Source organism: Leptospira wolbachii serovar Codice str. CDC (assembly GCF_000332515.2).
Lineage (GTDB): Bacteria > Spirochaetota > Leptospiria > Leptospirales > Leptospiraceae > Leptospira_A > Leptospira_A wolbachii.
Genome location: NZ_AOGZ02000014.1, coordinates 2170343 through 2194435 on the forward strand (window position 1 = coordinate 2170343; position 24093 = coordinate 2194435).

Annotated in this window: 25 protein-coding genes; 11 read left to right on the forward strand and 14 right to left on the reverse strand. The window is 39.0% G+C overall.

The window, feature by feature from the left end; all coding sequences use genetic code 11:
• Positions 1 to 21: 21 nt before the first annotated feature.
• Positions 22 to 1164 (reverse strand): glycine cleavage system aminomethyltransferase GcvT, encoded by a 1143-nt coding sequence (gene gcvT / locus LEP1GSC195_RS15710; RefSeq protein ID WP_015682365.1) that lies wholly within the window; start codon positions 1162 to 1164, stop codon positions 22 to 24.
• Positions 1165 to 1211: 47 nt separating this feature from the next.
• On the opposite strand from gcvT, the gene LEP1GSC195_RS15715 reads away from it, so the two are divergent.
• On the forward strand, positions 1212 to 2231 hold the full coding sequence (locus LEP1GSC195_RS15715; RefSeq protein ID WP_015680923.1) for a synaptic vesicle VAT-1 family membrane protein: 1020 nt from the start codon (positions 1212 to 1214) through the stop codon (positions 2229 to 2231).
• A 334-nt stretch (positions 2232 to 2565) separates the two neighbouring features.
• On the opposite strand, the gene LEP1GSC195_RS15720 is transcribed toward LEP1GSC195_RS15715, so the two are convergent.
• From LEP1GSC195_RS15720 to LEP1GSC195_RS15730, 3 genes are read right to left on the reverse strand one after another with little or no spacing between them, the layout of a single operon-like run.
• The gene (locus LEP1GSC195_RS15720; RefSeq protein WP_015682006.1) at positions 2566 to 3147 is read right to left on the reverse strand and encodes a hypothetical protein; all 582 of its coding nucleotides are present in this window, start codon (positions 3145 to 3147) and stop codon (positions 2566 to 2568) included.
• A 59-nt stretch (positions 3148 to 3206) separates the two neighbouring features.
• Positions 3207 to 4349 (reverse strand): suppressor of fused domain protein, encoded by a 1143-nt coding sequence (locus tag LEP1GSC195_RS15725; protein ID WP_015681497.1) that lies wholly within the window; start codon positions 4347 to 4349, stop codon positions 3207 to 3209.
• Positions 4349 to 4585: a hypothetical protein gene (locus tag LEP1GSC195_RS15730; protein WP_015681528.1), complete on the reverse strand. Its 237-nt coding sequence runs from the start codon at positions 4583 to 4585 to the stop codon at positions 4349 to 4351. The genes LEP1GSC195_RS15725 and LEP1GSC195_RS15730 overlap by 1 nt, the downstream gene beginning before the upstream one ends.
• A gap of 160 nt (positions 4586 to 4745) precedes the next feature.
• Between LEP1GSC195_RS15730 and LEP1GSC195_RS15735 the strand changes: the two genes are divergently transcribed.
• Positions 4746 to 5351: an alpha-ketoglutarate-dependent dioxygenase AlkB family protein gene (locus tag LEP1GSC195_RS15735; protein WP_015681775.1), complete on the forward strand. Its 606-nt coding sequence runs from the start codon at positions 4746 to 4748 to the stop codon at positions 5349 to 5351.
• Here LEP1GSC195_RS15735 and LEP1GSC195_RS15740 read toward each other — a convergent pair.
• Together LEP1GSC195_RS15740 and LEP1GSC195_RS15745 are read right to left on the reverse strand one after the other, a co-directional pair.
• Positions 5333 to 5932, reverse strand: a complete 600-nt coding sequence (locus LEP1GSC195_RS15740) for a DUF4269 domain-containing protein (RefSeq protein ID WP_015681014.1) — start codon at positions 5930 to 5932, stop codon at positions 5333 to 5335. The genes LEP1GSC195_RS15735 and LEP1GSC195_RS15740 overlap by 19 nt on opposite strands.
• A gap of 191 nt (positions 5933 to 6123) precedes the next feature.
• Positions 6124 to 7176, reverse strand: coding sequence for an SDR family oxidoreductase (locus LEP1GSC195_RS15745; protein WP_015682510.1), 1053 nt, complete (start codon positions 7174 to 7176; stop codon positions 6124 to 6126).
• A 252-nt stretch (positions 7177 to 7428) separates the two neighbouring features.
• On the opposite strand from LEP1GSC195_RS15745, the gene LEP1GSC195_RS15750 reads away from it, so the two are divergent.
• From LEP1GSC195_RS15750 to LEP1GSC195_RS15775, 6 genes are all read left to right on the forward strand, one after another.
• Positions 7429 to 8460, forward strand: coding sequence for an MBL fold metallo-hydrolase (locus LEP1GSC195_RS15750; protein WP_051122393.1), 1032 nt, complete (start codon positions 7429 to 7431; stop codon positions 8458 to 8460).
• 127 nt (positions 8461 to 8587) lie between these two features.
• On the forward strand, positions 8588 to 8902 hold the full coding sequence (gene trxA, locus LEP1GSC195_RS15755; protein ID WP_015681003.1) for a thioredoxin: 315 nt from the start codon (positions 8588 to 8590) through the stop codon (positions 8900 to 8902).
• A gap of 70 nt (positions 8903 to 8972) precedes the next feature.
• Positions 8973 to 10268, forward strand: a complete 1296-nt coding sequence (locus LEP1GSC195_RS15760) for a discoidin domain-containing protein (protein ID WP_015681004.1) — start codon at positions 8973 to 8975, stop codon at positions 10266 to 10268.
• Between the two features lie 6 nt (positions 10269 to 10274).
• Entirely contained in the window at positions 10275 to 11540 is a 1266-nt protein-coding gene (locus LEP1GSC195_RS15765; RefSeq protein ID WP_015682585.1) for a hypothetical protein, read from the forward strand.
• Complete coding sequence (locus LEP1GSC195_RS15770) at positions 11530 to 12414, forward strand: VanW family protein (RefSeq protein WP_015681363.1); 885 nt, start codon at positions 11530 to 11532, stop codon at positions 12412 to 12414. Before LEP1GSC195_RS15765 ends, LEP1GSC195_RS15770 begins: the two co-directional genes overlap by 11 nt.
• Positions 12415 to 12465: 51 nt before the next feature.
• Entirely contained in the window at positions 12466 to 13155 is a 690-nt protein-coding gene (locus tag LEP1GSC195_RS15775; RefSeq protein WP_156827660.1) for a M15 family metallopeptidase, read from the forward strand.
• 2 nt (positions 13156 to 13157) lie between these two features.
• Here LEP1GSC195_RS15775 and LEP1GSC195_RS15780 read toward each other — a convergent pair whose 3' ends face one another.
• The 6 genes from LEP1GSC195_RS15780 to LEP1GSC195_RS15805 all read right to left on the reverse strand — a co-directional run bounded on the left by LEP1GSC195_RS15780 (position 13158) and on the right by LEP1GSC195_RS15805 (position 16433).
• Positions 13158 to 13496: a HepT-like ribonuclease domain-containing protein gene (locus tag LEP1GSC195_RS15780; protein WP_040506840.1), complete on the reverse strand. Its 339-nt coding sequence runs from the start codon at positions 13494 to 13496 to the stop codon at positions 13158 to 13160.
• Positions 13489 to 13800 carry a nucleotidyltransferase family protein gene (locus tag LEP1GSC195_RS15785; protein ID WP_040506842.1) on the reverse strand — a complete coding sequence of 104 codons (312 nt, stop codon included), beginning with the start codon at positions 13798 to 13800 and terminating at the stop codon, positions 13489 to 13491. Before LEP1GSC195_RS15785 ends, LEP1GSC195_RS15780 begins: the two co-directional genes overlap by 8 nt.
• A gap of 378 nt (positions 13801 to 14178) precedes the next feature.
• Positions 14179 to 14604 carry a PH domain-containing protein gene (locus LEP1GSC195_RS15790; protein ID WP_015681097.1) on the reverse strand — a complete coding sequence of 142 codons (426 nt, stop codon included), beginning with the start codon at positions 14602 to 14604 and terminating at the stop codon, positions 14179 to 14181.
• A 75-nt stretch (positions 14605 to 14679) separates the two neighbouring features.
• The gene (locus LEP1GSC195_RS15795) at positions 14680 to 15099 is read right to left on the reverse strand and encodes a MaoC/PaaZ C-terminal domain-containing protein (RefSeq protein ID WP_004786111.1); all 420 of its coding nucleotides are present in this window, start codon (positions 15097 to 15099) and stop codon (positions 14680 to 14682) included.
• A gap of 15 nt (positions 15100 to 15114) precedes the next feature.
• Entirely contained in the window at positions 15115 to 15552 is a 438-nt protein-coding gene (locus LEP1GSC195_RS15800) for an FAS1-like dehydratase domain-containing protein (RefSeq protein ID WP_015681966.1), read from the reverse strand.
• 14 nt (positions 15553 to 15566) lie between these two features.
• Positions 15567 to 16433: an alpha/beta hydrolase gene (locus LEP1GSC195_RS15805; RefSeq protein ID WP_015681757.1), complete on the reverse strand. Its 867-nt coding sequence runs from the start codon at positions 16431 to 16433 to the stop codon at positions 15567 to 15569.
• Positions 16434 to 16444: 11 nt separating this feature from the next.
• Here LEP1GSC195_RS15805 and LEP1GSC195_RS15810 point away from each other — a divergent pair, with 11 nt between their 5' ends.
• Together LEP1GSC195_RS15810 and LEP1GSC195_RS15815 are read left to right on the forward strand one after the other, a co-directional pair.
• Positions 16445 to 18853, forward strand: coding sequence for a sulfatase (locus LEP1GSC195_RS15810; protein ID WP_040507196.1), 2409 nt, complete (start codon positions 16445 to 16447; stop codon positions 18851 to 18853).
• A gap of 48 nt (positions 18854 to 18901) precedes the next feature.
• Positions 18902 to 20170 (forward strand): lysophospholipid acyltransferase family protein, encoded by a 1269-nt coding sequence (locus LEP1GSC195_RS15815; protein WP_015680754.1) that lies wholly within the window; start codon positions 18902 to 18904, stop codon positions 20168 to 20170.
• Here the strand turns inward: LEP1GSC195_RS15815 and LEP1GSC195_RS15820 are convergent, their stop codons facing one another.
• Positions 20171 to 21643, reverse strand: coding sequence for an OmpA family protein (locus LEP1GSC195_RS15820; RefSeq protein ID WP_015681227.1), 1473 nt, complete (start codon positions 21641 to 21643; stop codon positions 20171 to 20173).
• On the opposite strand from LEP1GSC195_RS15820, the gene LEP1GSC195_RS15825 reads away from it, so the two are divergent.
• The gene (locus LEP1GSC195_RS15825; protein ID WP_015680717.1) at positions 21642 to 22553 is read left to right on the forward strand and encodes a phosphate ABC transporter substrate-binding protein; all 912 of its coding nucleotides are present in this window, start codon (positions 21642 to 21644) and stop codon (positions 22551 to 22553) included. The genes LEP1GSC195_RS15820 and LEP1GSC195_RS15825 overlap by 2 nt on opposite strands.
• A 26-nt stretch (positions 22554 to 22579) precedes the next feature.
• On the opposite strand, the gene LEP1GSC195_RS15830 is transcribed toward LEP1GSC195_RS15825, so the two are convergent.
• Positions 22580 to 24025, reverse strand: coding sequence for an NHL repeat-containing protein (locus LEP1GSC195_RS15830; RefSeq protein ID WP_015681944.1), 1446 nt, complete (start codon positions 24023 to 24025; stop codon positions 22580 to 22582).
• Positions 24026 to 24093: the final 68 nt, after the last annotated feature.

Consider the following 24093-nt stretch of genomic DNA (forward strand, 5'->3'; position numbering starts at 1 on the left):
CTCTTCTACTTTGCTCTCGGATTAGCGATTGTTTCGGACACTGCCTTGGATAAAGGCCCCAGTCTCTACTTTTGCCAATTTCTTTTGTCCACGAATCTCCACAAATACTTCCGTTTGGTTTTTAGCGAATTCGGTTTCGAGAATGGCAAGGCCTAGGGATTCTTTACGGCTGGGGGAGTGAGTTCCGGAGGTGGATTTCCCAATTTCTTTCCCATCTGCAGAAAAAATGGGGAAATTTTCTCTTAGAACACCAGGTTCCATGAGGCGGATTCCCACAATTTTCCGTTTTGGCCCATTCTTTTTGTCGGCAATGATGCGTTCGTATCCCAAGTATGGGGACGGTTTTTCTTTGACGATAAAGTTGATTCCCGATTCTACCGGTGTCCATTCCGCATTCAATTCATGTCCATAGAGGGGATATTTTGCTTCGAGCCTAAGTGTGTCGCGAGCACCAAGACCAACAGGAACAAGACCGAAGTCTTTTCCGATTTCCAATAAATCTTTCCAAAGAATCACACCAAGAGCATTGGATGTATAGATTTCAAATCCATCTTCTCCCGTATAACCAGTGCGAGATACGATGATGGTTTCCCCTTTCCAATTCATCTCTTCGAAATGATAGTAAAGGATCGAACTTAAATCCTTCCCCATATATTTAGAAAAAATTTGGTCAGCTTTTGGACCTTGTAATGCAATTTGATGCCAGTTTTTGCTATCATCAACGACAGTTACCTTCCCTTTGTTGTATTTTTCTAAATGTTTTGCTACAGCAGGATAGTTAGAAGCATTGGAACAAATCATATATTTGGTATCGCTAAATTTATAGACTGTAATGTCGTCTACAAGGCCACCATCTTCATTGACGACAGCATTGTACTGCACTTGTCCTGGTTTTATACTAGAGATGGTATTGCAAGTGACTGATTCTAAGAAAGAAAGAACCTCATCTTCTTTTCCCGTCACAAAAATTTCGCCCATATGCGAAACATCAAAGAGTCCCGCAGCCGATCTTGTGGCTAAATGTTCTTGGATGATACCAGTATATTGAACAGGCATGTCCCATCCGCCAAAAGGAACCATCTTGGCTCCCATTTCTTTATGAATTGTGTGTAAAGGGGTTTGTTTTAGTTCCACGGCTTTCTCTCGATCAGACTCTGGAACCATTGAAAAATGGTTTCATCGTTATGGAATTGAATTTTTTTTAAGATATTATGTTAAGAGAAGTCTATCGCATCGAAAAAACCGGATCTATCGCTCACCTCCATCGGAAAAAAGAACTCTTAAGACCACCCGAAGGAGATGAAGTTACCATTGAAGTGAAAGCCATTGGTCTTAACTTTGCCGATGTTTTTTCGATTTATGGTTTGTACTCAGCAACTCCTAAAGGAAGTTTCATTCCTGGATTAGAATTTGCGGGAAAAATCGTAAAAATAGGCCCAAATGTTAAGGATTTTGAGGTCGGAGATTCAGTGTTTGGTGCAACCAGGTTTGGAGCATATACAACTCATCTTAACATTTCAGAAAAAACAGTATTCCCACTTCCTAAGGGTTGGTCGATGCAAGATGGTGCTGCATTTGTTGTACAAGCACTCACTGCATACTATGCTCTTGTTCCACTCGGACAAGTGAAAGAAGGAGATCATGTTCTGATTCATAGTGCTGCCGGTGGTGTTGGCATCATGGCAGGACATATCGCAAAGAAAAAAAAAGCAATCCCAATCGGTCTTGTAGGTGATTCTCGTAAGTTTTCGATCTTAGAAGAGGTTGGTTATGATTATTTTCTCATTAGATCTCCTCATTTTAAACAAGAGATGCAGAAAATTTTATCAGGACATCCATTAAAAATAGTTTTAGAATGTTTAGGTGGTCGTTATTTTCACGACAGTTATGATCTCATGGCACCAATGGGTAGGCTTGTTACTTATGGCAGTGCGAACTTCACACCATCACATTCATTCCGAAATTGGCTATCGATTGCTTATTCTTACCTCTCACGACCAAAAATTGATCCATTATCGATGATTTCAGACAATAAATCGGTGATGGGATTCAATTTAATATGGTTGTGGAATGAAATTGATGAACTTAGAAAACATTTTTCCGATTTAATGATGTTATCATTACCAAAACAAACCATCGGACATGAGTTTGCGTTCGAAAAGATACACGATGCACTCCATACATTTCAATCGGGACAAACAATTGGTAAGATCGTTATCAATGTTCCGTAGAATGAGTATTAGTCTGTTTTTTTATTTTGAATAAAAATTCATGCAAAAAATAAAATTTCTTTACATTAAAATTGATCTGATTTAATTATGTCGTATCAATTCACTCTCTGTTTGCCAAGGACAGCCGTGTTTTGAAATCAAAAGATAAGGACGATCACAATGGTTGCTAAAAAGAAAGCCGCAAAAAAGAAAGCCGCTAAGAAAAAAGCTGCAAAGAAAAAAGCTAAGAAATAAGCTTAGCCTTAATTCTTCCTTCGATTTATCGAAGTAAGATTTGTGTGAACCCGCAAGACCTGCGGGTTTTTTCATTTATAGGCACAAGTTCTGAGAAAAATTAGGCAATTGCCCTTGTAAAACCCCTTCGACTCATAGAAAATCCCGATTTTTTATCAGAATTGACTCTTTCCATACCAATAAACTGGAAATGATCCTTCTTATTGATTGAATCAAAGAGTGATTTCATCAGCGATTCAATGTTAGGATGGATCACATTTTTATAACTCTTACGTGAATGGTCCTTACTCCAGATTTCTAAATGGTCTGATTCAGGCATTTTTAGGATGAGTGAGGGGAGATCGTATCGTTTCATCAGAACATTGCATACATCTTCGAAACCATACTCAGTGATGGAGTTAAAATCAAAAAAAACAAGTAAGTAGAGAATATTAGTAGGTTCCAACCTTCCGTTTTCATCGGAAATTTTCTGAATCCCATCCAAAACAACGTAACGGAGATTTTTAGTTTGGATCCAAAGTTTTTGGTCCTCGTGGCGTTTGAGGTTCACTTCTTCCGAAAACCGTTTTTGAAATACGGTAGAGAGGAAAAATCCGGAAGAATCTTGTCTTTCTTCGAGAATTCGTTCTAAGGAAAAGGGTTCAAACTCTAAATTGAAGTACTTTGTATACGTCTCTGCCATATCATATAGAGTAACGGTCAGATTTTAGAGTTTGAATCAGATTTTTTTGAAATTAAAATCTAGAATTCTAACATTCTTCGTTCGCTGTCATGAAAGAAACTATATCCTTCCTTCTTCCAGGTCTCCCAAAACTTAAATGATCCTTCGCGCATAAAACAAATTCGTTCCTCCGTTGCGATAGGAGTTAAGAAAAGAAAATTAGCACGTTTCCCGTTCTCTGTGACGAGCCCATGAAGATTTGGTAGAGTTTCGGTTGAACCCTGCTCTATTTCCTCTGTGACGTTGCGTAGAACGAACCAATTGAAGTCTAGATAGAGTTGGTCGGGATCTTTTCTCGGATTTTGAATGGTATGCGAATGTCCAAACCAAATTCCTGTGTTCCAAGGGAACTTCACCATCTCACCGAGTACATGTTGGATCCATGATTCTGATTTATCTTCTGTATCTTTCAAAAGTTGGATGGCAAAGACCAGTTCGATACGAGAAAAGTTTTCATAATCTTTGTGATAGAGTTCAATGGATGGTTGGTTTTGTACACTCATCCCAATGGTAGAAAAAATTTTGATTCCAGGATATTCTTTCGGTAAAAAGGATGCGATCCCAAGGGAAGGATACTTTCCTCCATCTGCTGACCAATAGGTTTGGTGTTTGCCGAGTTTGGATTCTAAAAAATCCAATCTAAGTTTTTGTGCCTTCTTCCAATGGTCTTTTTCTGCAGTGGACTCCCAAAACTTACGATTCAATCGCACGCGTTCGGCAATCACACCATTCTCTGAATCTCCAAGAGGTGATGCCGTGGGTGCTTCTTCTTTTGCAAATTTAGCATACCCATGGATTCCTTTGATCCCTGACCAAGAAGGGAGATAAGCTTGTAGTTCTTCGTCTACAAATAATGCGACAGCATCTCCTTCTTCTGACCAAATGAAATGGATTTGGTCTTCGGTGAGGGAGCTCTGTGCTTTTGGATCTGTAAGTTCAGATTTGGTAAGTACTGGGGCAAGGCCAACATCAAAATCTTCTTCCACTCGTGCATCGGGTGCATCAATTAAGTTACGTACCCAAAGTGTTTTCATAGGCCACTCTGGGTTGTTATGTGATTGTAAGTAAAGGTAAATGGTTCTTCCATCATCTTCTAAAAATGCAGTAAAAGAACCGTAAGGATTTGCTTCTTGGTATAAAACTTTAGGGGTACTGGGATTCATTAAAATTTATGGGGGACCACTCTCTCTTGAAATTTTGCAAGTAGTTTGGATATGGTTTCATCCATTCCTGATTCAAAATAAATATCAGGATAATAACCAGATGCATTCCTTAGACCGATTAGTTCCGGCTCATTCCATTTCCGGTATCCTTTCAAAGAGTTCCAAACTTCTTCCGAAGGGGTAAGGTTTTCTTTTTTTGCGTCGATGAAAGATTGAATCGTGCGAGTTGGGGTCATACTATCGTATAGATTCTTTGGTCTGGAAGGGAATCCAACTAAAATTTTAGACGGTCGACTCAAAACCAGTACAGAATTTCATTGGATTTCTTTGTCCAGGTGGTCAAATTTGAGAGTGATTTAGTTTTTTTCGGGAATCCATCCAAACGTTCCAAAATCTATGCACCTATTCCCAAGATCCGAATCTGAAAATTTATTACCTTACGATGGAGTATTGTTGTACATCCCTCATTTTCTTCCTATAGATGAATCTCATCGAATTTTTGGTCCCTTAATGGAAGAGATCGAATGGAAACCAGATGAAGCCATCCTCTATGGAAAACACATTACCACCAAACGAAGTGTAGCTTGGTATGCGGAAAAAGGTTTTTCCTATCGATATTCGGGAACTACGAAAACTGCCCTTCCTTGGTCACCCCTCCTTTTAGAATTAAAAACAAAAGTGGAAATTGCCTCCCAAGAAATTTTCAATTCCTGTTTGTTGAATTTATACCATGATGGTAGTGAAGGGATGGCTTGGCATAGTGATGATGAAACTTCCTTACGTCCCAATTCAACCATTGCTTCTGTGAGTTTTGGTGCAGAACGAACTTTTCGTTATAAACATAAAAAAACGGGAGAACAGGTGGAGTTACAGTTAGAACATGGGAGTTTACTTTTGATGAAAGATGTCATCCAAAGACATTGGTTACATTCCCTCCCCAAAGCCATGAAAGTCAAACGACCGAGGATCAATTTAACTTTTCGTCAATTTGGATTGATTTGAAATCCTTTTTGGAGGAGTAATTCCCGAAACTGATCCTCCGTTTTTTGATTCCATTGGATGAGTGTTTTGTAAGGATCTCCTTTCAGATCCAATAGTTTGCAAAAAGCAGGTTCAGTTTTCATCCCTTGTCGTTTGAGATTTCGGATCTCTTCACGAAAAGAGGAATCCGCCAAGGTTAAAAACCGATTTTCAACCATCAGATGAATCCAAGCATACTGTTCTGTAGGTTCTACCGATTGCCCAAAGATTTCATATTGAAACTTTTTTGTTTGAAATCGACAAACGAGAGTTACACGAAGGGCAATTGTTTTCTCTGAAAAACTATAGTTTGGTAAATTACGAAACTTAGCATAACAAATCTTTTGTAAATGTGCCGGGATGTTGAATTTCACAAGGATATCTACATCGCTTGTGTCTGTATCAATATCTAAAGGGATGGTGCCCGCCAGTGTGGGTTTGAAACCATGTAAGCATTTTAGAATTTTCCATTCTTCTAAATCATGAAACAATTCCTGTTGTTTGGCTGTTCCAAATTGTAAATATTCTGTTTGGAGGAACGGATTGGCTTGAAGGGAATGCATATTATGTCTCGTTCGCTCGGTCTCGGCCCCCACCCTGAATGGGTGGTGGAGGAGGGCTTGTGGGAGTTCATTCCCAGCCCAACTCCTACCATAAAACATAACACTTGTCTCTTGGGAATCGAATCTCTTGAAAAATTCTAAAGAAAACTTCGCAGTTTCAACAAAATCCGCAAATAATTCTCACAAGAAAATTATAACAATCCCGAACTTTCCATTTGATTCACATGATCCACAAAAGTTTCAGTCAGTGGACGATAGGTTAAACCTAAATCAGTTTTACTATACTCATGGTTTAAGTTCATCGGTTGGCCAATATTATTTTTCGTATAACCCCAAGACAATCCAAAGAAAGGTCCAATCACATACACAAGCGCCTTCGGTAGATTGTTAGTAGGAACCGAATATCGTTTACCAAATTTTTCTTTAATGATCTTTGCAACACCTAACATTGGCATGACTTCGGCTGAAGTAATATGTCTTCCTTTGGCACTCGGAGTAAATCCAGCTAAGATATGCGCCTTTGCAACATCTCTAACATCCACAAATCCCATCTTCGTATCCGGAACTCCTGTGCGAAATACTCCCTTCAACATATTTTTCATAAACTCAACACTAGTTCCATCGAGTCGTTTGGAAAGAGAAGGCCCCATCACAAAAGAAGGATTGATCACAACTAAATCCCAACGTGTTTGCCTTTTTTGAATCTCCCAGGCTTCTTTTTCAGCTAAAGTTTTTGAATAAGCATAAGGTTGGTGATTTAGATTGCTGGTTGTGTTCCAATGTTCCTCAGTAAAGGTATTGTTTGGAACTTTTAAGGAATCGATATTATCACTATGAATCGCCGCAACACTTGATGTTAATACAACTCGTTTAACGGAAGAAATACGATTGCATGCGTTCAAAACATTTCTTGTACCTTGTAATGCTGGTTCGACCAGTTGTTTTTTTGCATCCTTAATTCCAGCAACAAAAAAGGGAGAGGCTGTATGAATCACAAGCTCAACACCTTCAATCGCTTTATCAAAACTTCCATCCGTTAATAAATCAGCTTCGAATAATGTAAGTTTGTCTTTAAACTTATTTTGTAGTTCTAGTAGATGTTCAATTTTTTTCGTATCTTTTAAACTACGAACAGTGGTACGCACCGACTTTCCATCTTCCAACAGATACTTAACGATCCAAGAGGCAATGTATCCGGATCCTCCCGTTACAACAACGGGCAACGCTGAATTGATTGTTTTCATATTATTTTTTAGACGATTCCCTGTTTAAAGAAAGTCACAAGCCAATCCAAAACAATAAGTCTATTTGTGTTCTTTTGTTTGGCGAGACCCTTTGGGTCCGGGCTTTTCCGGAGTCCGCGTTCGCTCCCGTCTCCGGCCGAATTTCGTCCGGCGACCAAGTCCTACAAATCCCTCTCGCTTGAGAGGATCCAAACTTTTATAGGAATAGAAATGGTTTGCCATGAATATTTCTTTCGAATATTTTTGATCGTAATGTTAGTTAAAACAAGGTTCCTCAAGAAAATAAATCCTTCTCTACTCATCCCATTTCTTCTGCTTCTTCTCTTTTTTAGTCATTGTGCTTTTCGCCCTTCTGGAACCTTAAGTCAATACGATTCTTATTTCCCACATGAGAGTCCTTCGAACCTCATCCCAAAAGGAAAAGTGCGAGTTACCTTTCTCGGAACCACATCCATCCTGTTAGATGATGGGGAAACACAAATTTTAACAGATGGATTCTTTTCTAGACCATCTCTTTGGAAAACGGCATTTTCCAAAATAGAATCAGATCCATCTACAGTTCAATCTGTAATCGATAAAGCTAAAATCGAGAGACTGAGAGCCATTTTTGTCTGTCATTCTCACTATGATCACGTCATGGATGCACCACTTGTCGCCAAACAAACAAAGGCGAAGTTATTCGGTTCTTTCTCGACACTCAATGTGGGACTTGGGTCCGGGCTTAGCTTAGAACAAATGGAAAAGTTTCAACCAGGTAAACCCATCGCCATCGGAAAGTTTACCATCACTGTTTTGGAATCTAAACACACACCTCCCTTTCGAATTTTTGGAAAAACAAATGCCACAGATCCTAATCATCCAAATATCGATTCTCCACTCATTACACCAGTTAAAGCAACAGACTATATTGAAGGTGGGACCTTTGATTTTTTCATTCAACATGGAAAAAATAAAATTTTAATCAAAAGTAGTACAAACTTTGTAGAAGGTGCTTTTGATAAAATAAAAGCGGATGTTTTGTTTTTGGGGATTGCTCAACTTTCTTTACAACCCATTCCTTTTCAGGAACAATTTTATCAGCAAACTGTAAAAACTTTAAAACCCAAACTGCTAATCCCCATCCATTGGGATAATTTTTTCAAACCACTTTCAGAACCTTTGGAACCAAATCTCCAACTAGGCGATGATTTTGAATCGAGTATGAAATACATTTTGAAACGAACCCAAGAGGAAAAATTAGAAGTCCAGTTATTACAAGGATTTGAAACTATCGATTTGTTTTAGAAAATAAAAGCTAAAACAAAACCAAAGGAAATCCTTACTTCGGAAAAAAAATAGGAACAAGAATAGAAAATAGAGGTTTTTCTATATACCCCGCAGGGTATAGACGTCTAACGGATAGGAGTTGTTTATGTCCGAAAATTTACCAAAAAGTTTCGAGGAATTAGTCCAAACACATGACAAACCGATCCTAGTGGATTTTTGGGCCCCTTGGTGTGGCCCTTGTCAAGTGGTGGCACCAGAACTAGAAAAACTAGCAAAGGACTGGAAGGGAAAGGTTTCCATTATCAAAATCAATACGGATGAAAAGCAAGAAATTGCCGGTAAATACGGTATCACGGGAATCCCTACAATGATTCTTTTTAAAAATGGAAAGGAGGTCCATCGTATATCTGGTGCTATGCGAAGCGAGGAGATGAAAAGAGTATTCGGTGGCCTAATCTAATCGTAATCAATTTTTTACTTGTCTAAGTCGAAAGAGTTTTGGATTCTTTGTTTCTGCCGAGGTGCAACCTTTGAAAAAAATAATCCTGTCTCTTTCCCTTCTATTTTTCCTTTTTTGTAAGGGTAGTTCAATTGAAAAATCCGTTGTCATTGAAAGGATCCAAGCCGCATCCTCAGCAGACGGAACCAGTCCTATAAACGTCTTTAAATCGGGTAAGTACTGGAAACCAGAAACTAGTTTGGATGGAATCACCATCTTTTTTTCGAATGGTGCACAATGGAACCAGCCGGGCAAAACCGATGGCCGCGCTTTTTTTAGTGAACTCTCTATCGAATGTAAGGACAAAAAAGGATATGTTGCTTTATACAAGGACGGAAGTTATGCGACAAATTTCGACTGTTCCAAAACAGAAATTCAAAAAATTCGTTCCAACGGTGTTCACGTAATTTATCTCCTCCCTGATTCTGGAAATGGAATTGAATCAGTCTCTTTTTTCCAAGATGGAAAAAAATTAGAAGTAACTTATCCTGAACCAATCCAAGGCGAAGTAAAAGCTAGTAGTACACTTCCAAACTACCCCGCCTATAGTTTGTTCGATGGGAGTATCGACTTTGCTTGGGTAGAAGGAGCCAAAACAGACGGAGTGGGTGAAACCTTCCAAATTAATTTAGAAGATGAAATCGATTTATCTGGTATTGAAATTTTTAACGGATACCAACGATTGGATTCACTTTTCCATAAAAATGGATCAGTAACAGAATTACAAGTATCCAATGGTTCTGATTCCTTTACTCTCAAAGTGGAAGACAAACAAGGTGGACAAAGAATTTTCTTTCCTAAAACAATTTCAGGAAAGAATTTTACGTTTAAAATTCAAAAAGTCCGTCCAGGAAATACTTGGAGTGATACCGTCATTGCGGAAATCATTTTACTGGGAGAAAAGGGAAAACGATTCACAGTCATTGATCAGAATGCTGAGAAATTCAAAGAGTCCATCCTTTCTAAAACAGATGGCACTATTCTTTCTAGTTTAGTCAACAAAGCTGTCTTTGGAGATATGCCAGAAGGTCGTTTGGATTATGTATTTCGCTCCAATGGATCTTTTGTCATTTGGAAAGATGATACAGTCGAAAAACGCGTTTTAGATGGAAATTGGGTGCTGCTTGATGCAAATTCAAGTGAAGCAAAAATCAAAATCTTTGGAAGAGATCATAAAGTAGTCACTACGAGTTTAGATGCAGACAGTCCTTACTCGCAAACTACCGAAGAAGAGTCCACGTTGATTTTCAGTGATACATTGACTATAACTCCTGCAACTATTGGTGGCTTGCAATTGGTCGGAAACAAAGTCCAGATTTCTAACTAATCTCCTTTGTTCGGAAAGGATATTTATTGGTATGGCGTTCAAGCAATTTCCCTTTTAGAAACGGGGAAATTGCATTCGCCAGATTCTTCTCCTGTTTTTCATATTGTTGCTCTATTTCTAAAGATTTTTGGCATTCAAGACAATTCCTTACTTCTATTTCAAATTCTAACTTGCGTTTGGTTACTTTTTTCTGTTTTCCTATCTCGTTGGGTTCTTTTGCGAAAAGAGTTGAATTTTCGTTTTCTTTTCCCCGGTTTTGTTATTTTGTTACTTAGTTTTTTGTATCCAAAACAAAGTTGGGCTTTGGGATTCTTAGTTCTAAGCATTGGCTTTTATAACTCTTCCTTTTCTCGAATTCGGTGGGTAGTCGCTGGACTTTTGTTTGTATTGGCACTTTGGTTTCACCCCATGGTGGGAGTTTTGGGATTGGGGATTTGGGTTCTTTACCAGATCCCCGCAAAGTTTTATCCTTTTATTTTTCTCCTCTCCCTTGTTTCTCCCTTTCTAATCCCCCATGATCCTAATGGAAGGTTTTACAGTGATAAAGAAATATTCCCCCTAACGGCCGCTTATGGAATTGCTGGTTTAGGGATTCTTTGGGATTGGGGTTTTTTACTATTTGGGAAGAGCGAAAAGAGGTTCCTACCAATTCGTAAGACAATTGCATTCTTTGGGTTGATACTACTCTTGCCGATCTTTCATTTTGTAGACATCCAGTTTCGTATCCTTTTGAGTTTGATCCTTGTGGTGCAGATTTTTATCCCTTGGGACAGAATACAAATTTTAGTTTGGAGTATTGGCAGTGTTCTTTGGATTTTTACTGTTTATACAGAACCTCATCTCTTTCGGTATTCTTATGAATTGATGTGGAATCCCGGCGAAAAAATGGCTTCTATCCCTAATAATGGTTTGCTTGTGGCTCACCATGGATTTTGCGAATACTATCATTTTCAATTTCGCAAAGATTGCCTCTCTTGGGAACCGGATGCCAAAGCCATTGCCGAACTACCCCAGGGAACTCAAATTTATCGTGCTGTCTATGGAATTCGTTATGAGAATCTGTTAGCAAGTAAGGATGAAAAAAACAATCCTATATTTTCTTACCTCCAACCGCTGGGAGATTACCAAATGGTATTAGAAGAGGATTGGAAACGTTACCGTTTGTGGTTAGAAAAACGAAATTCAAAACTCCTATCAGTGGCCAAGTCATGGAAAAATCCTTATCGAGAACGCCCCAATTTTATTAAGAGAAAACAAACCTATGGGATTTAGTTTCAAAAAAAAATCTATCCCTGGTATGAATCGAAGAATCCAACGAGGGAACCTTCGGTTGTTTCTCGGTAAGATCTATTTTCAATGGAAACGTTACTTGGTTTGGTTTCTCGAAAGAAAGACCTTTGCTGTAACCAAAGTTCCGCTGCAGGAGGTAACTCTTACCTTTCCCATTTCTATTTTTAAACATTCGTCGCCCATCTATCGCAAACTAAAAGATGTACCTATGTATCTCCAAGAGAACAAAAAGATAAACTTGGAAATCGCCATTTCTAAGTTAGATGGAATTGTTTTGTATCCAAACCAAGTTTTTTCGTTTTGGTATCTTGTGGGCAAACCCACGAAACGAAAAGGGTATTTGCCTGGAATGCAACTGCGCAATGGCGGGTTTGTGGAACGCACTGGCGGTGGGCTTTGCCAAATGGCAAACCTCATTTATTGGATGACCCTACACTCTCCCTTAGAAGTGAAGGAAAGATGGCGGCATAGTTTTGATATCTTTCCTGATTCCGAAAGAACCCTGCCCTTTGGATCAGGTGCCACTTTGTCCTACAACTACATTGATTTACAAATTAAAAATACAACCAAACAACCATTTGTTTTGCATCTTTGGATTGAAGATGGATATCTAAAAGGGGAATGGCGTTCCGATGTAGAAATTCCTTTTCTCTATCAGGTCTATGAATCCTACCACGGGTTTCATGCAGAACCTTGGGGGGGGTATACAAGACGGAATACAATTCGTAGAAAAAAGATTTCGAAATCTACGCGTGAGATTTTGGAAGATCAGTTGGTAACAGAAAATGTAGCTTGGATGATGTACGAACCTCTTCTGGAATCGAAGGTACAAAATTCCGATTCTACCAATATGTAATGGAATCTGGGGTTACCTATGAATTGTTATGTGAATCTTAAAAACAGGAAAATGGAAAAAAATTTGAAACTATTTATATTCACTTTTTTTTTCGCAATTCCCTTTATCTCTTTGGTTTCTCAAAACAAGGAAAACAAACTCATTGTTTTCGATCGTCCGGCTTATGAAGAATCCTTAAAAAAGATGCCCAGTAAAGAACTGATTAATTTAGGAAAGAAAATACCGGATATTTCTTTAGATATCAAATATGCCACTCCAAACAACTTTACCAAACAAGTAATCTACAAAGAAGCCAAAGCATTTGCAAGAAAACCGGTGGCGGAAGCTTTAGGTGAGGCACAAAAAGAGTTTTTGAAACTTGGATACTCAATCAAAATCTTTGATGCCTACAGACCTTATAGAGCGACTATAAAATTTTTTGAAATCATTGGAGATACAAGATATGTAGCCTCACCAAAAACGGGATCTAGGCATAACAAAGGTTGTGCAATTGACTTAACTTTGGTGGATTTAAATACAAATAAAGAGCTAACAATGCCAACGGAATATGATTCCTTTCGAAAAGAGGCTTGGGCCGAGGCACCGGTTAGTGACTCGGAAATTCTAAAAAACCGAACGATTTTGATCCAAGTGCTGACGAACCATGGATTTCGGGTGAACAAAACCGAGTGGTGGCATTTTGATTTTGTGGGTTGTGCCGGCTTTGAAGTATTGGACATTCCCTTTGAGGACTTGGAGTGAGGTTATTTGTTATGTATTAAATTAAGAATTTTCTCTTTGATTACAGGAATATTGATAGTAATTGTTTTTTTGATTATTTCTAATTTTATGCCTAAGTAATCATGGACTATATAGTTTCGCATAAGACTGGCTTCTTTGGATTCTAATTCAATTTTCCAGCTTTCGTTTTTTAGTTTTCCCAGTGCTTCCCCAATTTGTTGTAAACACATAAGTAACGCATGATTCCCTTCAAAATCATCTAAGGCCTTATCAAGACTTTCGTGTCTTTCAATGATCCTTTCGATATCTAAAATCATTTGTAAAATAAATTCTAACTTAGCTATGTCTGAATTTTTAGACATAGACGACTGATGGTATAATGTATTTTTTCCCGATTTCAGTTAATGCATCGATATCAGCTAAATCGACTTTTAGTTTGAACTCTTCTTCTAGTTCTTTTCGAACTTCTTCATAAAGATTAAATATTTTCCAACCAGGGTATTTATCTGCTGCAATCTTCGTTGTGCGAAACAAAACATCCAAATCACTTTTATTATTTTCGCTATTTGTTGCAAAAGATCCAAAGTAACCAATGATCTCTAAGCCATCTTTTTCGTGGGATTTAGCAATTTGTCTTAGTTTTTCTTTGATTTCATTTTGTATCATTTTAAGAACATCCCTATTCTGAAAAAAGAAAAGACCTGCCAATTTGGGCTTTCGTTTCGAAGCCTAGCAAGTATGCTTTTTAAATTGTTGTAAAAAATTGAAAAATGGCAAGTGAAAAAAATTTCTATATGTTTAAGACTTTCTTCTCAACCAATTCATTCCCCGCGCCAGCGATAGAAGCGGAAATCCGAAGGATTGCAGCGGATAGCGCGGTCGTTATTGTAAATTTTGTTCGTCGAAGACGAGATTCGAGGCGCCCCACTTAAATAGAGACAACTAATTAATTGTTTTGGAAAGCGGATAGATTAGATATCGAGTTAAATTTGTTATATTCGTTATCTTCGTATAAAATTCGTTATGCGATAAGAACTTTTGATATCAAAGGAAATGTTTCAAACTAGGAAGGAAAAAACTGTAATCTTTTTTTCCTATTTGAATCATTCTTATTGTGTTGCTTTCTTGTTCCCATTGGATTTGGCCAAAAAACCAACCCAACTTGGTGGTAAGTTTTTTAATATTTGTAAATTCTATTATATTGTGTTGGAAACTTGATCCCATCATAGGGTTTCGAACCAAGTGAAATCGTTTATTGGTTAAAACCACAATCCATTTGCCGGCGCTGTATTTTTCATTGGACCCTTCGAGGAGTCCCATACAATAACCTTGGATGATTTCGTCATCTTGGATTAGTTCGTGAAGGATTTTGAATTCGGGAACATAAAGGAATAAAATATCTAGGTTTATGTTCGGATGATTGGAAAGTAAGCTTTTGATTTGCGAAACGATAGTTTCTTGGGATAACATGTTTTGTTCCTTGTTTGGTGGATTTCTCCCTTCAAATGATGGAACGATCTCATTTAAAGGGAGATGGTTTAAATTTTATACTGCGTTGACGACTAAGTCTCCACCGGCTTTGACTTCACCAGCTTCGTTTTTAGCTTCTACAAGAACAGTTACCGTTTTTTTACCATCTTTTTCAAATTTCTTTTTGATGGTTCCAACGATGGTAAGTTTTTCGCCAAGTTTTGTCATGGCTTTGAAAGTCACTCCAAAGTATGCGATGTCTTTTTGTTCTGCCCAAGAAGTACATAGTCTTCCTACTTGCGCCATAACATACATACCGTGAGAGATGGTTCCGTCAAGGCCTGCTTTTCTTGCGAAATCAGGATCGTTGTGGATGGGGTTAAAATCTCCGGATGCTCCCGCATAACGAACTAAATTTGCATGTTCGATGACGGGGATATCTAGTGGAGGAAGAGTCTGACCAACTTCTACTTTATCAAATTCGATTTTTGCCATTGTTAGCCTCCTGTATTAATCCTTACGAATGAAAATCGCCATTTCTGCAGAAAGGATGGGATCATTTTTTTCATCATAGATGGTTGTTTTGAAAGTTACGATTTCTGCTCTTCCTGATTTTACATCAGAAATTTCGGACTGTGCGTACACTTTGCCCGGATACAGAATTTTGTGATACGTATACTCTTCTTTTAAGTGAAGGATTTTGGAAAGGTCGATACCGAGTTCTGCCATATCGTTCCAAATCTTTGGGTATCCCCAGAACATAATGACTGTAGGGAAAGTGGGAGGAGCGGGAACATCAGAGTATCCTGCTTTCTTTGCTTCTTCTACATCAAAATAGATTGGGTTTTTTTCGTTGATGGCGAGGCAGAATTCTTTGATCTTTCCTCGTTCCACTGTGAAATCAAAACGATCTAGTTTTTTTCCAACTATATCTTTGGTTATTGCCATTGGCATTTATCTCCTTAGTGTTTATCGATCCAAGAAACTAACTCTTTAAAGACGACAGCTCTGTCTTTGGGAAGTTCGTTCATGGTTTCGTGGTACAATCCGTCAAAAATTTTCATTGTTTTGTCTTTGGAATTTACCTTCTCGAAGGCATCCAAAGTTCCTTGGACCAGGGCGATTTGGTCTTCCTTTCCATGGAACATATAAATTGGTACATTGATTTTTGTAGCCGATTCTAATGCGAGAGCATAACAATTCAGTAGATAATCTCCCAAGTAAGCTCCAACATTCCCATGCACTAACGGATCTTTTACGTAGGCTTCCACTACAGATTTGTCATGGGAAATCATATTGACATCGAGACCTGTGGGAACCGTGAGAGTGGGAACAAATTTTGCTAACAAACCACCAGCACCTTTTTTGATATCCATCACAAGGTCGGTTTTGACTTTGATGGGAAGGGCACTACAGATGTAAGCATCCAAATCGTTTTGGTAATTGTCTGTCGCTGTATAAAGAAAGGTAACAGCAGCACCCATAGAATGACCAAGTAAGGTAACTTTACTGACACCTTCGTTCCGTTTGGCGATGTCGATGAGTTCTTTCAGGTCAGCAAAAAAATCGGAGAAGTGGGTGATGACACCACGACGTCCATCGGATTTACCGTGACCTCTGGCATCAATGAGGTAAATGGCGTAATTGCGTTCTGCCAGTGCTTCCAACAAAAAGTTGTAACGACCACCGTGTTCCCCAATTCCGTGGTGCACAACGAGCACACGTTTTACACCAGACTTGGGTCGGTAGATTTGATAATAAATCTTTCCGCCGTCTTTATTTTGAAAGGTAGACTCCTCACGGGAGTAGGCTTGTTCCCAATTACTCATAGATGTCAAACATGGACGATGGAAACCTAAAAAGAAAGAACTTTTCCTGTTCGTCGGATACCTGTTTTCCAAACTGGTTCCAAATGCGAGCGACTGTTCTCTTCGCCCTATCGATCTGTTTTTGTCTCCTAAGCTGTTTGAACAAATCGGAAAGACGTTTCCCCGTCGACTTGGTTTTGGAGTTACGAAATGCCAAATCCAAAATTTCGATTTCCAAAGATTTACTCCCCTATCACTGGAAAAAAAATCCCGGTCGTCAAAGTGGACTTCCCCATTCACGCAAATGGGAGAACACCCAGATTACTTTTAATTCTGATAAAAAAATCTTTTTAAATCATTCTTTGGATTCTCTTTTTTTCCCACCGGGACAAGAATATGAATTCAAAATTCCACCGGGACAGTATGAATTTTCTACGCTTGTGGGATTGTTAGGTGGAACGGAATTTCAATCCCAAGTTTCAGGAATTTTAAAATTGAATTCAGGTGGAAAAGTTCTTAAGGAATGGAACCTTGTCGGAACTATGAAGGAAAGTTGGATTTCGAAACAAGAAGTTTTGGAAATCGGAGAATCGGGATCTCTTCAGTTGGTATGGGAAAGTAAAGATAGTTATCTTTTTGTCGGTGAACCTTTGTTATATTCCAAGGATACTTTGGAATCGTTTTCCAGTTCCGGGAAACCAAAGTCTGTGATTCTCATAGTCATAGATTCGGCAAGGAAAGATTTTTTTGGTTCTTACGGGTATCCATATTCTGTCACACCTGTGATGGACCAAATGGCAAAAGAATCTGTGTTCTTTGAAAATCCCTTTGCCAATGGGAATTGGACCAAACCATCCATGATGTCTTTTTTTCATTCGGAATATTCATCTAACCTCGGTTTGGGGAATTCGTGGTTTTCAACAAAGCCTTATCAAAGAAAAGTATATTATGGAAAAAATAGAGACAACTTAGCTAAAACATTTCGGGAAGCAGGTTATTTTTCCAAAACGATCATGAATAATGTTTTCTTTTTGGATTATACAACTGTGGGTTTGGATTTAGGTTTTCATAATTCTTTCCAAGTGGGAATGGACATTGTGGATACAGAAGTTCTCACAAACCACGCAATCCAATTTGTAAACGAATCCAAAGACAAACCTTATTTTTTACATTTTAATTTGAATACACCGCATGCATCCTACTCACCACCACCAGAAGATATGGCCGCTGTTCGTTCCGTGGTTCCAACTGAAGTTTTTTACCGGTATGAATCTCCCGTGCAGCGTTACTTAGGTGAGATGCATTATACAGACCGGGAGATTGGGCGACTCGTGGAGGCTCTCAAAAAACAAGGAACTTATGACGAAACGATGATCATTGTGACCGGTGACCATGGTGAACTTTTTAGTGCCCATCATGATTACAGTTATCATTTCATTATGCAAACTCGGTTTGGCCATGGGGAAACCCATTATGATGAGGAAATTAATGTTCCGTACTTTATTAAACTTCCTAAGTCTATCCAAGAAAGTTTAGGATCTGATTTGGCTAAAAAAGCAGATGGTGGACAGATTCGAATTCCTGGCCAGTCCTCTTTGCTTTCACTTGCGCCAACCATTCTCGGATTTTTAAATTTATTGCCCAAAGAATCCAGCTACCGAGGAGCTGACTATTCTACCTGCATTCGCAAGGCAGATGTTTGTCCCAAAGAAAGTTTTATTTATACCGAAGGAAGGATGTCGGAATCGGTTCGGACAGAAAATTACAAATACATTCGTAGGTATCCTGGCTTTACTACAGTTAGGCGAACGGCGGCGGGAGAACCCCACACCATGGCGGAAGAATTGTATGACTTAAAAAAAGACCCAGAAGAAAAAAACAATTTAAGTCCTTTGCCAGAAGGAGAAAGGCTTTTACAAATCGCAAGGGCCGACTTCCGACGGGAAAATTTTTTAAGACGAAACCATTTACGAATTTTGATTCCGCCTTGTTCGGAAGCCGTTTGCCGAGACTTCCTTTCTTTAAATGTACAAGGCTCCATTTATGATTGGGAGGTTTCTGACTCCATCCAATTGAGTTCCGGTTCTGCAAAAACAATCTCCTTACAAAAGGAATCTAAAGCTGCACGATCTCCAAATTTAGGTGAGGAAGTTGTATTTAAAACAGTCAATCCAGAGCTTGGAGCCTTCTTTAGTTTTTCACGGAATGGAAAAACGATTCCTGTTCGTTTTGGTAGGTATGGATTGGAATACCAAAGATCTATCACCAACTTAGAAGACTTAATTGTGTCGGAAAGAGAGCCCGAAGGATTTCCTTCCTCTGCTCTTCCTTGGGTGTATAACGACGGTGCCTTCAGTGGAACCAGGGAATCGGAAGTACAACGTGAGATGGGCAAAGAAGTGAAAAAAATATTAGAAACCTGGGGTTACATCCACGAATAATTGCTCGTATTGGCAATAGGGTTCGTCTTATTCTAACTAGACAATTGTATGAAAGACTCTTTTATTCCGCCACGTTTTGAATTTCCCATTGCCTTGGGATTGGATTTAGGTTTTCCCATTCTTTCCAAACTCCTTTTCAATATTGATGGAGTTGTGATATCGAAAGAAGATGAACTTCGGTTAAAAGAAATCAAAAACAAAAGAGTTTTGTATTTATCCAACCAACCGAGTGATTTGGAACCCATCATTGCTTATTATGTAGCGACTAAAATTGGAGCAAGGTTCCATTTTATGGCCTCTCGAAGTATTTTTAATTGGGGATTTGGTTTGGTAGGAGAAGTGATCAAAAGAGTTGGCGCTTTTTCAGTAATCACAGGAAGGTTGAATCGAAATGCAATTAAAACCGCAAAACAAATATTAGCTGAAAAAGATGGAAAACTTGTTATGTATCCAGAAGGAATGGTGTCTGGGGAAAATGATAATTTAGTATCGTTTATGCCTGGAGTGGCGCAGGTGTCTTTTTGGGGATTGGAAGCTGCTTTAGAAAAGGATCCAAATGCGGAATTATGGATCCAACCAAGTTTTGTGAAATATAAAATTTCGGGGTCTCGTGATTCGATCCTCGCCGACATTGAAACTTCTTTATCTAGGATTGAACGAAAGTTGAAACTCTATCCTGGTGGACGAACACTGTTACGAAGGTTTTTAACTGTAGGTCGTGTGATGTTGGAAGAAACGGAATTTGAATTAGGAATACCCAGGTCGGAAATCAATGGGAAAGATTTTGATTACCGTTTGGGGAGGGCAAGGCACACGGCTCTTAATTTGGCCGCTTCCATTCTTAATGTGAAGTTTCACGAATCCGACAATGCCATCCAGAAACTAAGGCTTCTTTTTATGGCCATTGACAGCTTGGAAGCAGGTTCCCCCCTTTCTTCTACACCAAAAAACTTAACCGATCAAAACATACGCAGAGCCAAACAGTTAGTGGATACTGCTTATGCTTTTATCATTACCAAACCAAAAAACTTAATCCAATGGCCATCTGCGGAGCGTCTGATGGAATGTATTTGCAGTTTTGAAAAACATATATTTGGAAAAACAGAAGCAAGAGCAAGGAAAGCCCATGTGGTTTTAGGACCGGCATTTTCTGTGGCACCCTATTATAAACTCTATAAGTCGAACAAAAAAGAAGCCATCCAAAGTTTACTCGTAGAGATGAGAAAAGAAATGGAACTTCTATTGGAACGTGGGAAAAAGGAAAGTGAACCAATCGTTCCTCCCTATTCGGTAGGATTGGATTTACAGATAGGTTAGTTAGTCCAAAACCAATGTAATTTCCACTCGACGGTTTTTATGCCGGTTCTCTTCCGTATCATTTGGTACGATTGGGACTTCGTCGGCATAACCTCTAAAGGAAATATGTTTTTCATCCATTTTGTAATTATCAACTAATGAATGTAATACGGCCTTTGCCCGATCTTCTGATAGTTTTTTATTGTATTCTTTTTTCCCGATATTGTCTGTATGTCCAGAAACTCGAATTTCTCTGTCGGGATACTTTTTTAAGATCTCTGCAATCTTCGCCACTGCGGTTTCGGCATCGGTTTTGAGTTTGCTATCATTAAAATCAAAAAGGATAGAATCCAAAGAGAATACAATTCCATCCTCAGAAGTGCGAACGGAGATGGGAAGTTTTTCAGGAACAGAATTTTTTTCCGGAATAGGAACCTCTCCTGTATCTGTAATACGTCCTAAATTATCGCCGTTCGGTTCTTTTCCATGGATTGGATCTTTCCTTGGCTCTCCTAACTTAGTTCGATTTGAATCTCCAGTATAACCCACGATCAAATCACCAAGGATATCTTCACGAATGGATTCTTTGTCTTTGGCATTGACTTGGTTACGAAGAAAGTAGATTCCTTTGATGTGAAAATTTGCTTCTTGGACGGTTCCGTTCGGATAGATAAAGGTATAAGATAGTTTTACTTCTTTGAACTCGGGAACACCTCTTGTCGCATTAAAGTAAACAGTTCCCGATGCAAACCCAAAAATTTTATACGGTACGTTCGGCACCATCTTTTCACCTTCTGGTTTTGCATAAAAAATGGGGTAGGTATAAGTGATCTTCTCACAATTTCCTTTATAGTTTCCTTCCGACCAAGAGGCAGTGCCTTGGAATGTATATTCGGGAACTACTTTCACACGAATGCGTTCTGCATTAAAATCAAAAGATTCTTCTGCAGGTAGTTTCCACACATCGGAAACAGAAACTGGTTCTTCGGGGAAACTTGGAAAACTGCGAAGGTTTGGCATTATGAATTCGTTTGGAACTTCATACCTTCCATTGCGAAAGATTGTAAAATCAGAAACAAATTCTTTGTCCTTCCAGAATGGGCCAGATGTTTTCCCATACCGAATGTACGTATCAAAAAAAGCATTCACCAAACAAGAATCAGATGAACATTTTTTTGGTTTCATCACGACTCGGTTTTTGTCTTCTCTTTCGACCGTTTTAGCGCCGACTCGGAAGTAAACATCATGGTATTCATTTAATTCCAATACTTGGTTTTCTTTCCATTTCCACTGGAAAGTGGTTTTTCCCGAGGAAACGGGGCTAGATCCAATCAGGGGAAGAATTATGACAAAACAAAGTAATAGGAATCGGTAGCGAGTCTTCACATTGCAAAGATCGGGGATTTTTTTGAAAAACTGATAGGGGAAATGGAAAAAACTAGCGGTTTTTGCGATTGACGAAGGATGGATTTTGGGCTTTACCTGAAATACCATGAAAAACCTTTCTCTGCTTTTTTACATTTTGATTACAATCAACTTTGTCGCTTGTAAGGACAAACAAACCCTGAAAGTGGCAGGTTCTGAAACCATGAACAGTATGATGCGGTATTTAGGAGCCGAATACGAAAAGGTTAATTCCAATGTTCGTGTAACAGTCGAAGGTGGTGGATCTGAATCAGGGATTGACAGGTTACGAAAAGGTGAAATTGATATGGCAGTTTCTTCTCGCGACCTAAACCAGGCAGAATTTGATGACCTTCGCAAAACGGGAAATTTAGAAAAAGTAAGATTGGCTTACGATGGTGTGGCTCTTGTTGTCAATACCAAGAACACAGTATCCAAACTGAACTTAAGCCAAACTTCAGATATCTTTTCTGGAAAAATTAAAAACTGGAAGGAAGTAGGTGGAACCGATGCCCCTATCTCGATCGTCATTCGAAATGATAAATCGGGAACCCAAGACTATTTTCAAAATCACATCCTCAAACGAAAGGATTTGGGTTTGAATGAATTTAATCAATATAAGGCTAATGTATTTTCTCCAGATGCCAAAATTGTAAAAGACAATGCGGAGATGTCAAAATTCATCCAAGGAAATCCAAATAGCATCGGTTATATGGGGATGGGTTCTGCACTTGTCGAAAACAAAGACAAACTAAAAGCCCTCGACTACGCCAGAACCAATAAAGATCCCTATGTATCACCTTCCGTCAGAAATGTTTATGATAGAAAATACAGACTGGCTCGGGAACTTTTTATGGTTTATAAAACTGACCAAGGCGATAAAATTGATGCTTTTGTTACTTTCCTAACCAGCGAACAAGGACAGGTGGCAGTGTTACAGTCGGGATATTTAAGAGCTTCTCTTCCCGAAGTAGAAGTTTCTGCAGAACCGGTGAAATAATAACTTTTGGTAGAATAGTATCGCGACTAATAAACCAATACTCGATTATTCCCATAATCCGCTATGTACAACCGACCCTGTTTATCAAAATGGATGGCAGTAGGTCGGTATAAATTTTGGGCTGTGGGTGAGCCGGGGGAGCAGGAACCTGAATTGTTATCAGCCCCACAGCTTAGGTTTCCAAATTGTCCAACGACTCCAGTTGCCGTCATTCCAGAGGTAAGGTTAGTTCTGGGGTAGATAAGTACGCGGTGTCCATTGAGATCTGCTACAAATAAATTCTCACTTTGATCTAAAGCAACTGCTACGGGGTTGTTTAGACCGTTACTGGATGTAGAGCTTGTGTTTGTCGTGAAGTTAATTTGGCCATAGACTCTGGTTGCAGTATTGGATCCCCTCGGAAAATACACCACTCGGTGATTTAAAGTATCTGCAACGTAAATACCCCCTTCGGAATCAGCTACGACTCCTTGGTTTGCATTGAGACCATTAGCAGATTGTGTCGACCCATTACTTACAAAATCGGGTTGGCCATAAACTGCGGAGGGAAGGTTTGCATCTTTGGGGAAATAAATTACACGGCTATCACCGGAGTCAGAGACGTAGAACCCACCGGAGCTTTCTAAACTCAAACCGATTGGCGTATAAAAACTGGATTGAGAAGTGGCGCCTCCTCCCGGTGTGACAAAGTTTGGAACGCCAATCGCTCGGAAGGGAACTGTACTTTGGTCTGCATAAACTAACAATCTGCGGTTAGCACCTGTATCAGCCACAAAAAGGTTATTTGATGCATCTAGAAAGATCCCTCGAGGATTATTCAAAGTAGTTGCGGCGATAGAACCCAATGGGGTACAACTCTGATTCGTATGGGCATTGGAAATGTCACACGTAAACGAACCATGTTGGCCATATACTCGCATAGCTGCTGTTTGGCCTTGTGGGTAATATAAAACACGATTGCCACTGGAAATGTATACCCCACCTGCATTATCAGCGATTACAGCATTGGGTCCTGATAAATTTTCAGCGGTGGCTGGCCCTCCAGCAGAACAATCACTGGCAGTTAAGTAAGGAAGACCACAGTTCAGATTTCCTAACTGTCCATAAACTTTAGTTGCTACCAAATCTCTAACTTGAATTGTGATTTGTCCAAGAGCCACACCCTTTCGTAAAACAGTATAACTCTGCCTATCAATTGGAGATGTAGGCGTTCCCGAAAGGGCTCCCGTATTTGGATCTATATACAATCCTTCTGGAAGATTGGGGCGTATACTGACTTCGGTTTTTGAACCTAACCTAGATAATACGGAGATGGGAATAGATTTATAAAATGTAAAATCTGTGAATCGGTACAAATCACCAGTATTGACAACTTGAAATTGGCAAAAACCACCTTCAATGTTTGCTGAAACAATTAGTTGAGGAAAGAAGTCCTTCGAATCAGCATCACAAGGATTGGATAAGGATGCCATTTGGCAGTTTCCAGAAAAACAGAATACCAAAGAAAAGAAAATTAGTCGGACATTCATCTATACAATAA

Bases quoted from the DNA above. Each gene is read 5' to 3' on its own strand.
- LEP1GSC195_RS15775 (WP_156827660.1), top strand. From the start codon at position 12,466: ATGGAAAAAAATTTGAAACTATTTATATTCACTTTTTTTTTCGCAATT.
- LEP1GSC195_RS15795 (WP_004786111.1), bottom strand. From the start codon at position 15,099: ATGGCAAAAATCGAATTTGATAAAGTAGAAGTTGGTCAGACTCTTCCT.
- LEP1GSC195_RS15715 (WP_015680923.1), top strand. From the start codon at position 1,212: ATGTTAAGAGAAGTCTATCGCATCGAAAAAACCGGATCTATCGCTCAC.
- gcvT (WP_015682365.1), bottom strand. From the start codon at position 1,164: ATGGTTCCAGAGTCTGATCGAGAGAAAGCCGTGGAACTAAAACAAACC.
- LEP1GSC195_RS15810 (WP_040507196.1), top strand. From the start codon at position 16,445: ATGGACGATGGAAACCTAAAAAGAAAGAACTTTTCCTGTTCGTCGGAT.
- LEP1GSC195_RS15730 (WP_015681528.1), bottom strand. From the start codon at position 4,585: ATGACCCCAACTCGCACGATTCAATCTTTCATCGACGCAAAAAAAGAA.
- LEP1GSC195_RS15720 (WP_015682006.1), bottom strand. From the start codon at position 3,147: ATGGCAGAGACGTATACAAAGTACTTCAATTTAGAGTTTGAACCCTTT.
- LEP1GSC195_RS15805 (WP_015681757.1), bottom strand. From the start codon at position 16,433: ATGAGTAATTGGGAACAAGCCTACTCCCGTGAGGAGTCTACCTTTCAA.
- LEP1GSC195_RS15725 (WP_015681497.1), bottom strand. From the start codon at position 4,349: ATGAATCCCAGTACCCCTAAAGTTTTATACCAAGAAGCAAATCCTTAC.
- trxA (WP_015681003.1), top strand. From the start codon at position 8,588: ATGTCCGAAAATTTACCAAAAAGTTTCGAGGAATTAGTCCAAACACAT.
- LEP1GSC195_RS15740 (WP_015681014.1), bottom strand. From the start codon at position 5,932: ATGCATTCCCTTCAAGCCAATCCGTTCCTCCAAACAGAATATTTACAA.
- LEP1GSC195_RS15745 (WP_015682510.1), bottom strand. From the start codon at position 7,176: ATGAAAACAATCAATTCAGCGTTGCCCGTTGTTGTAACGGGAGGATCC.
- LEP1GSC195_RS15815 (WP_015680754.1), top strand. From the start codon at position 18,902: ATGAAAGACTCTTTTATTCCGCCACGTTTTGAATTTCCCATTGCCTTG.
- LEP1GSC195_RS15790 (WP_015681097.1), bottom strand. From the start codon at position 14,604: ATGTTATCCCAAGAAACTATCGTTTCGCAAATCAAAAGCTTACTTTCC.
- LEP1GSC195_RS15830 (WP_015681944.1), bottom strand. From the start codon at position 24,025: ATGGCATCCTTATCCAATCCTTGTGATGCTGATTCGAAGGACTTCTTT.
- LEP1GSC195_RS15825 (WP_015680717.1), top strand. From the start codon at position 21,642: ATGAAAAACCTTTCTCTGCTTTTTTACATTTTGATTACAATCAACTTT.
- LEP1GSC195_RS15750 (WP_051122393.1), top strand. From the start codon at position 7,429: ATGTTAGTTAAAACAAGGTTCCTCAAGAAAATAAATCCTTCTCTACTC.
- LEP1GSC195_RS15800 (WP_015681966.1), bottom strand. From the start codon at position 15,552: ATGGCAATAACCAAAGATATAGTTGGAAAAAAACTAGATCGTTTTGAT.
- LEP1GSC195_RS15820 (WP_015681227.1), bottom strand. From the start codon at position 21,643: ATGGTATTTCAGGTAAAGCCCAAAATCCATCCTTCGTCAATCGCAAAA.
- LEP1GSC195_RS15785 (WP_040506842.1), bottom strand. From the start codon at position 13,800: ATGATACAAAATGAAATCAAAGAAAAACTAAGACAAATTGCTAAATCC.
- LEP1GSC195_RS15780 (WP_040506840.1), bottom strand. From the start codon at position 13,496: ATGTCTAAAAATTCAGACATAGCTAAGTTAGAATTTATTTTACAAATG.
- LEP1GSC195_RS15735 (WP_015681775.1), top strand. From the start codon at position 4,746: ATGCACCTATTCCCAAGATCCGAATCTGAAAATTTATTACCTTACGAT.
- LEP1GSC195_RS15770 (WP_015681363.1), top strand. From the start codon at position 11,530: ATGGGATTTAGTTTCAAAAAAAAATCTATCCCTGGTATGAATCGAAGA.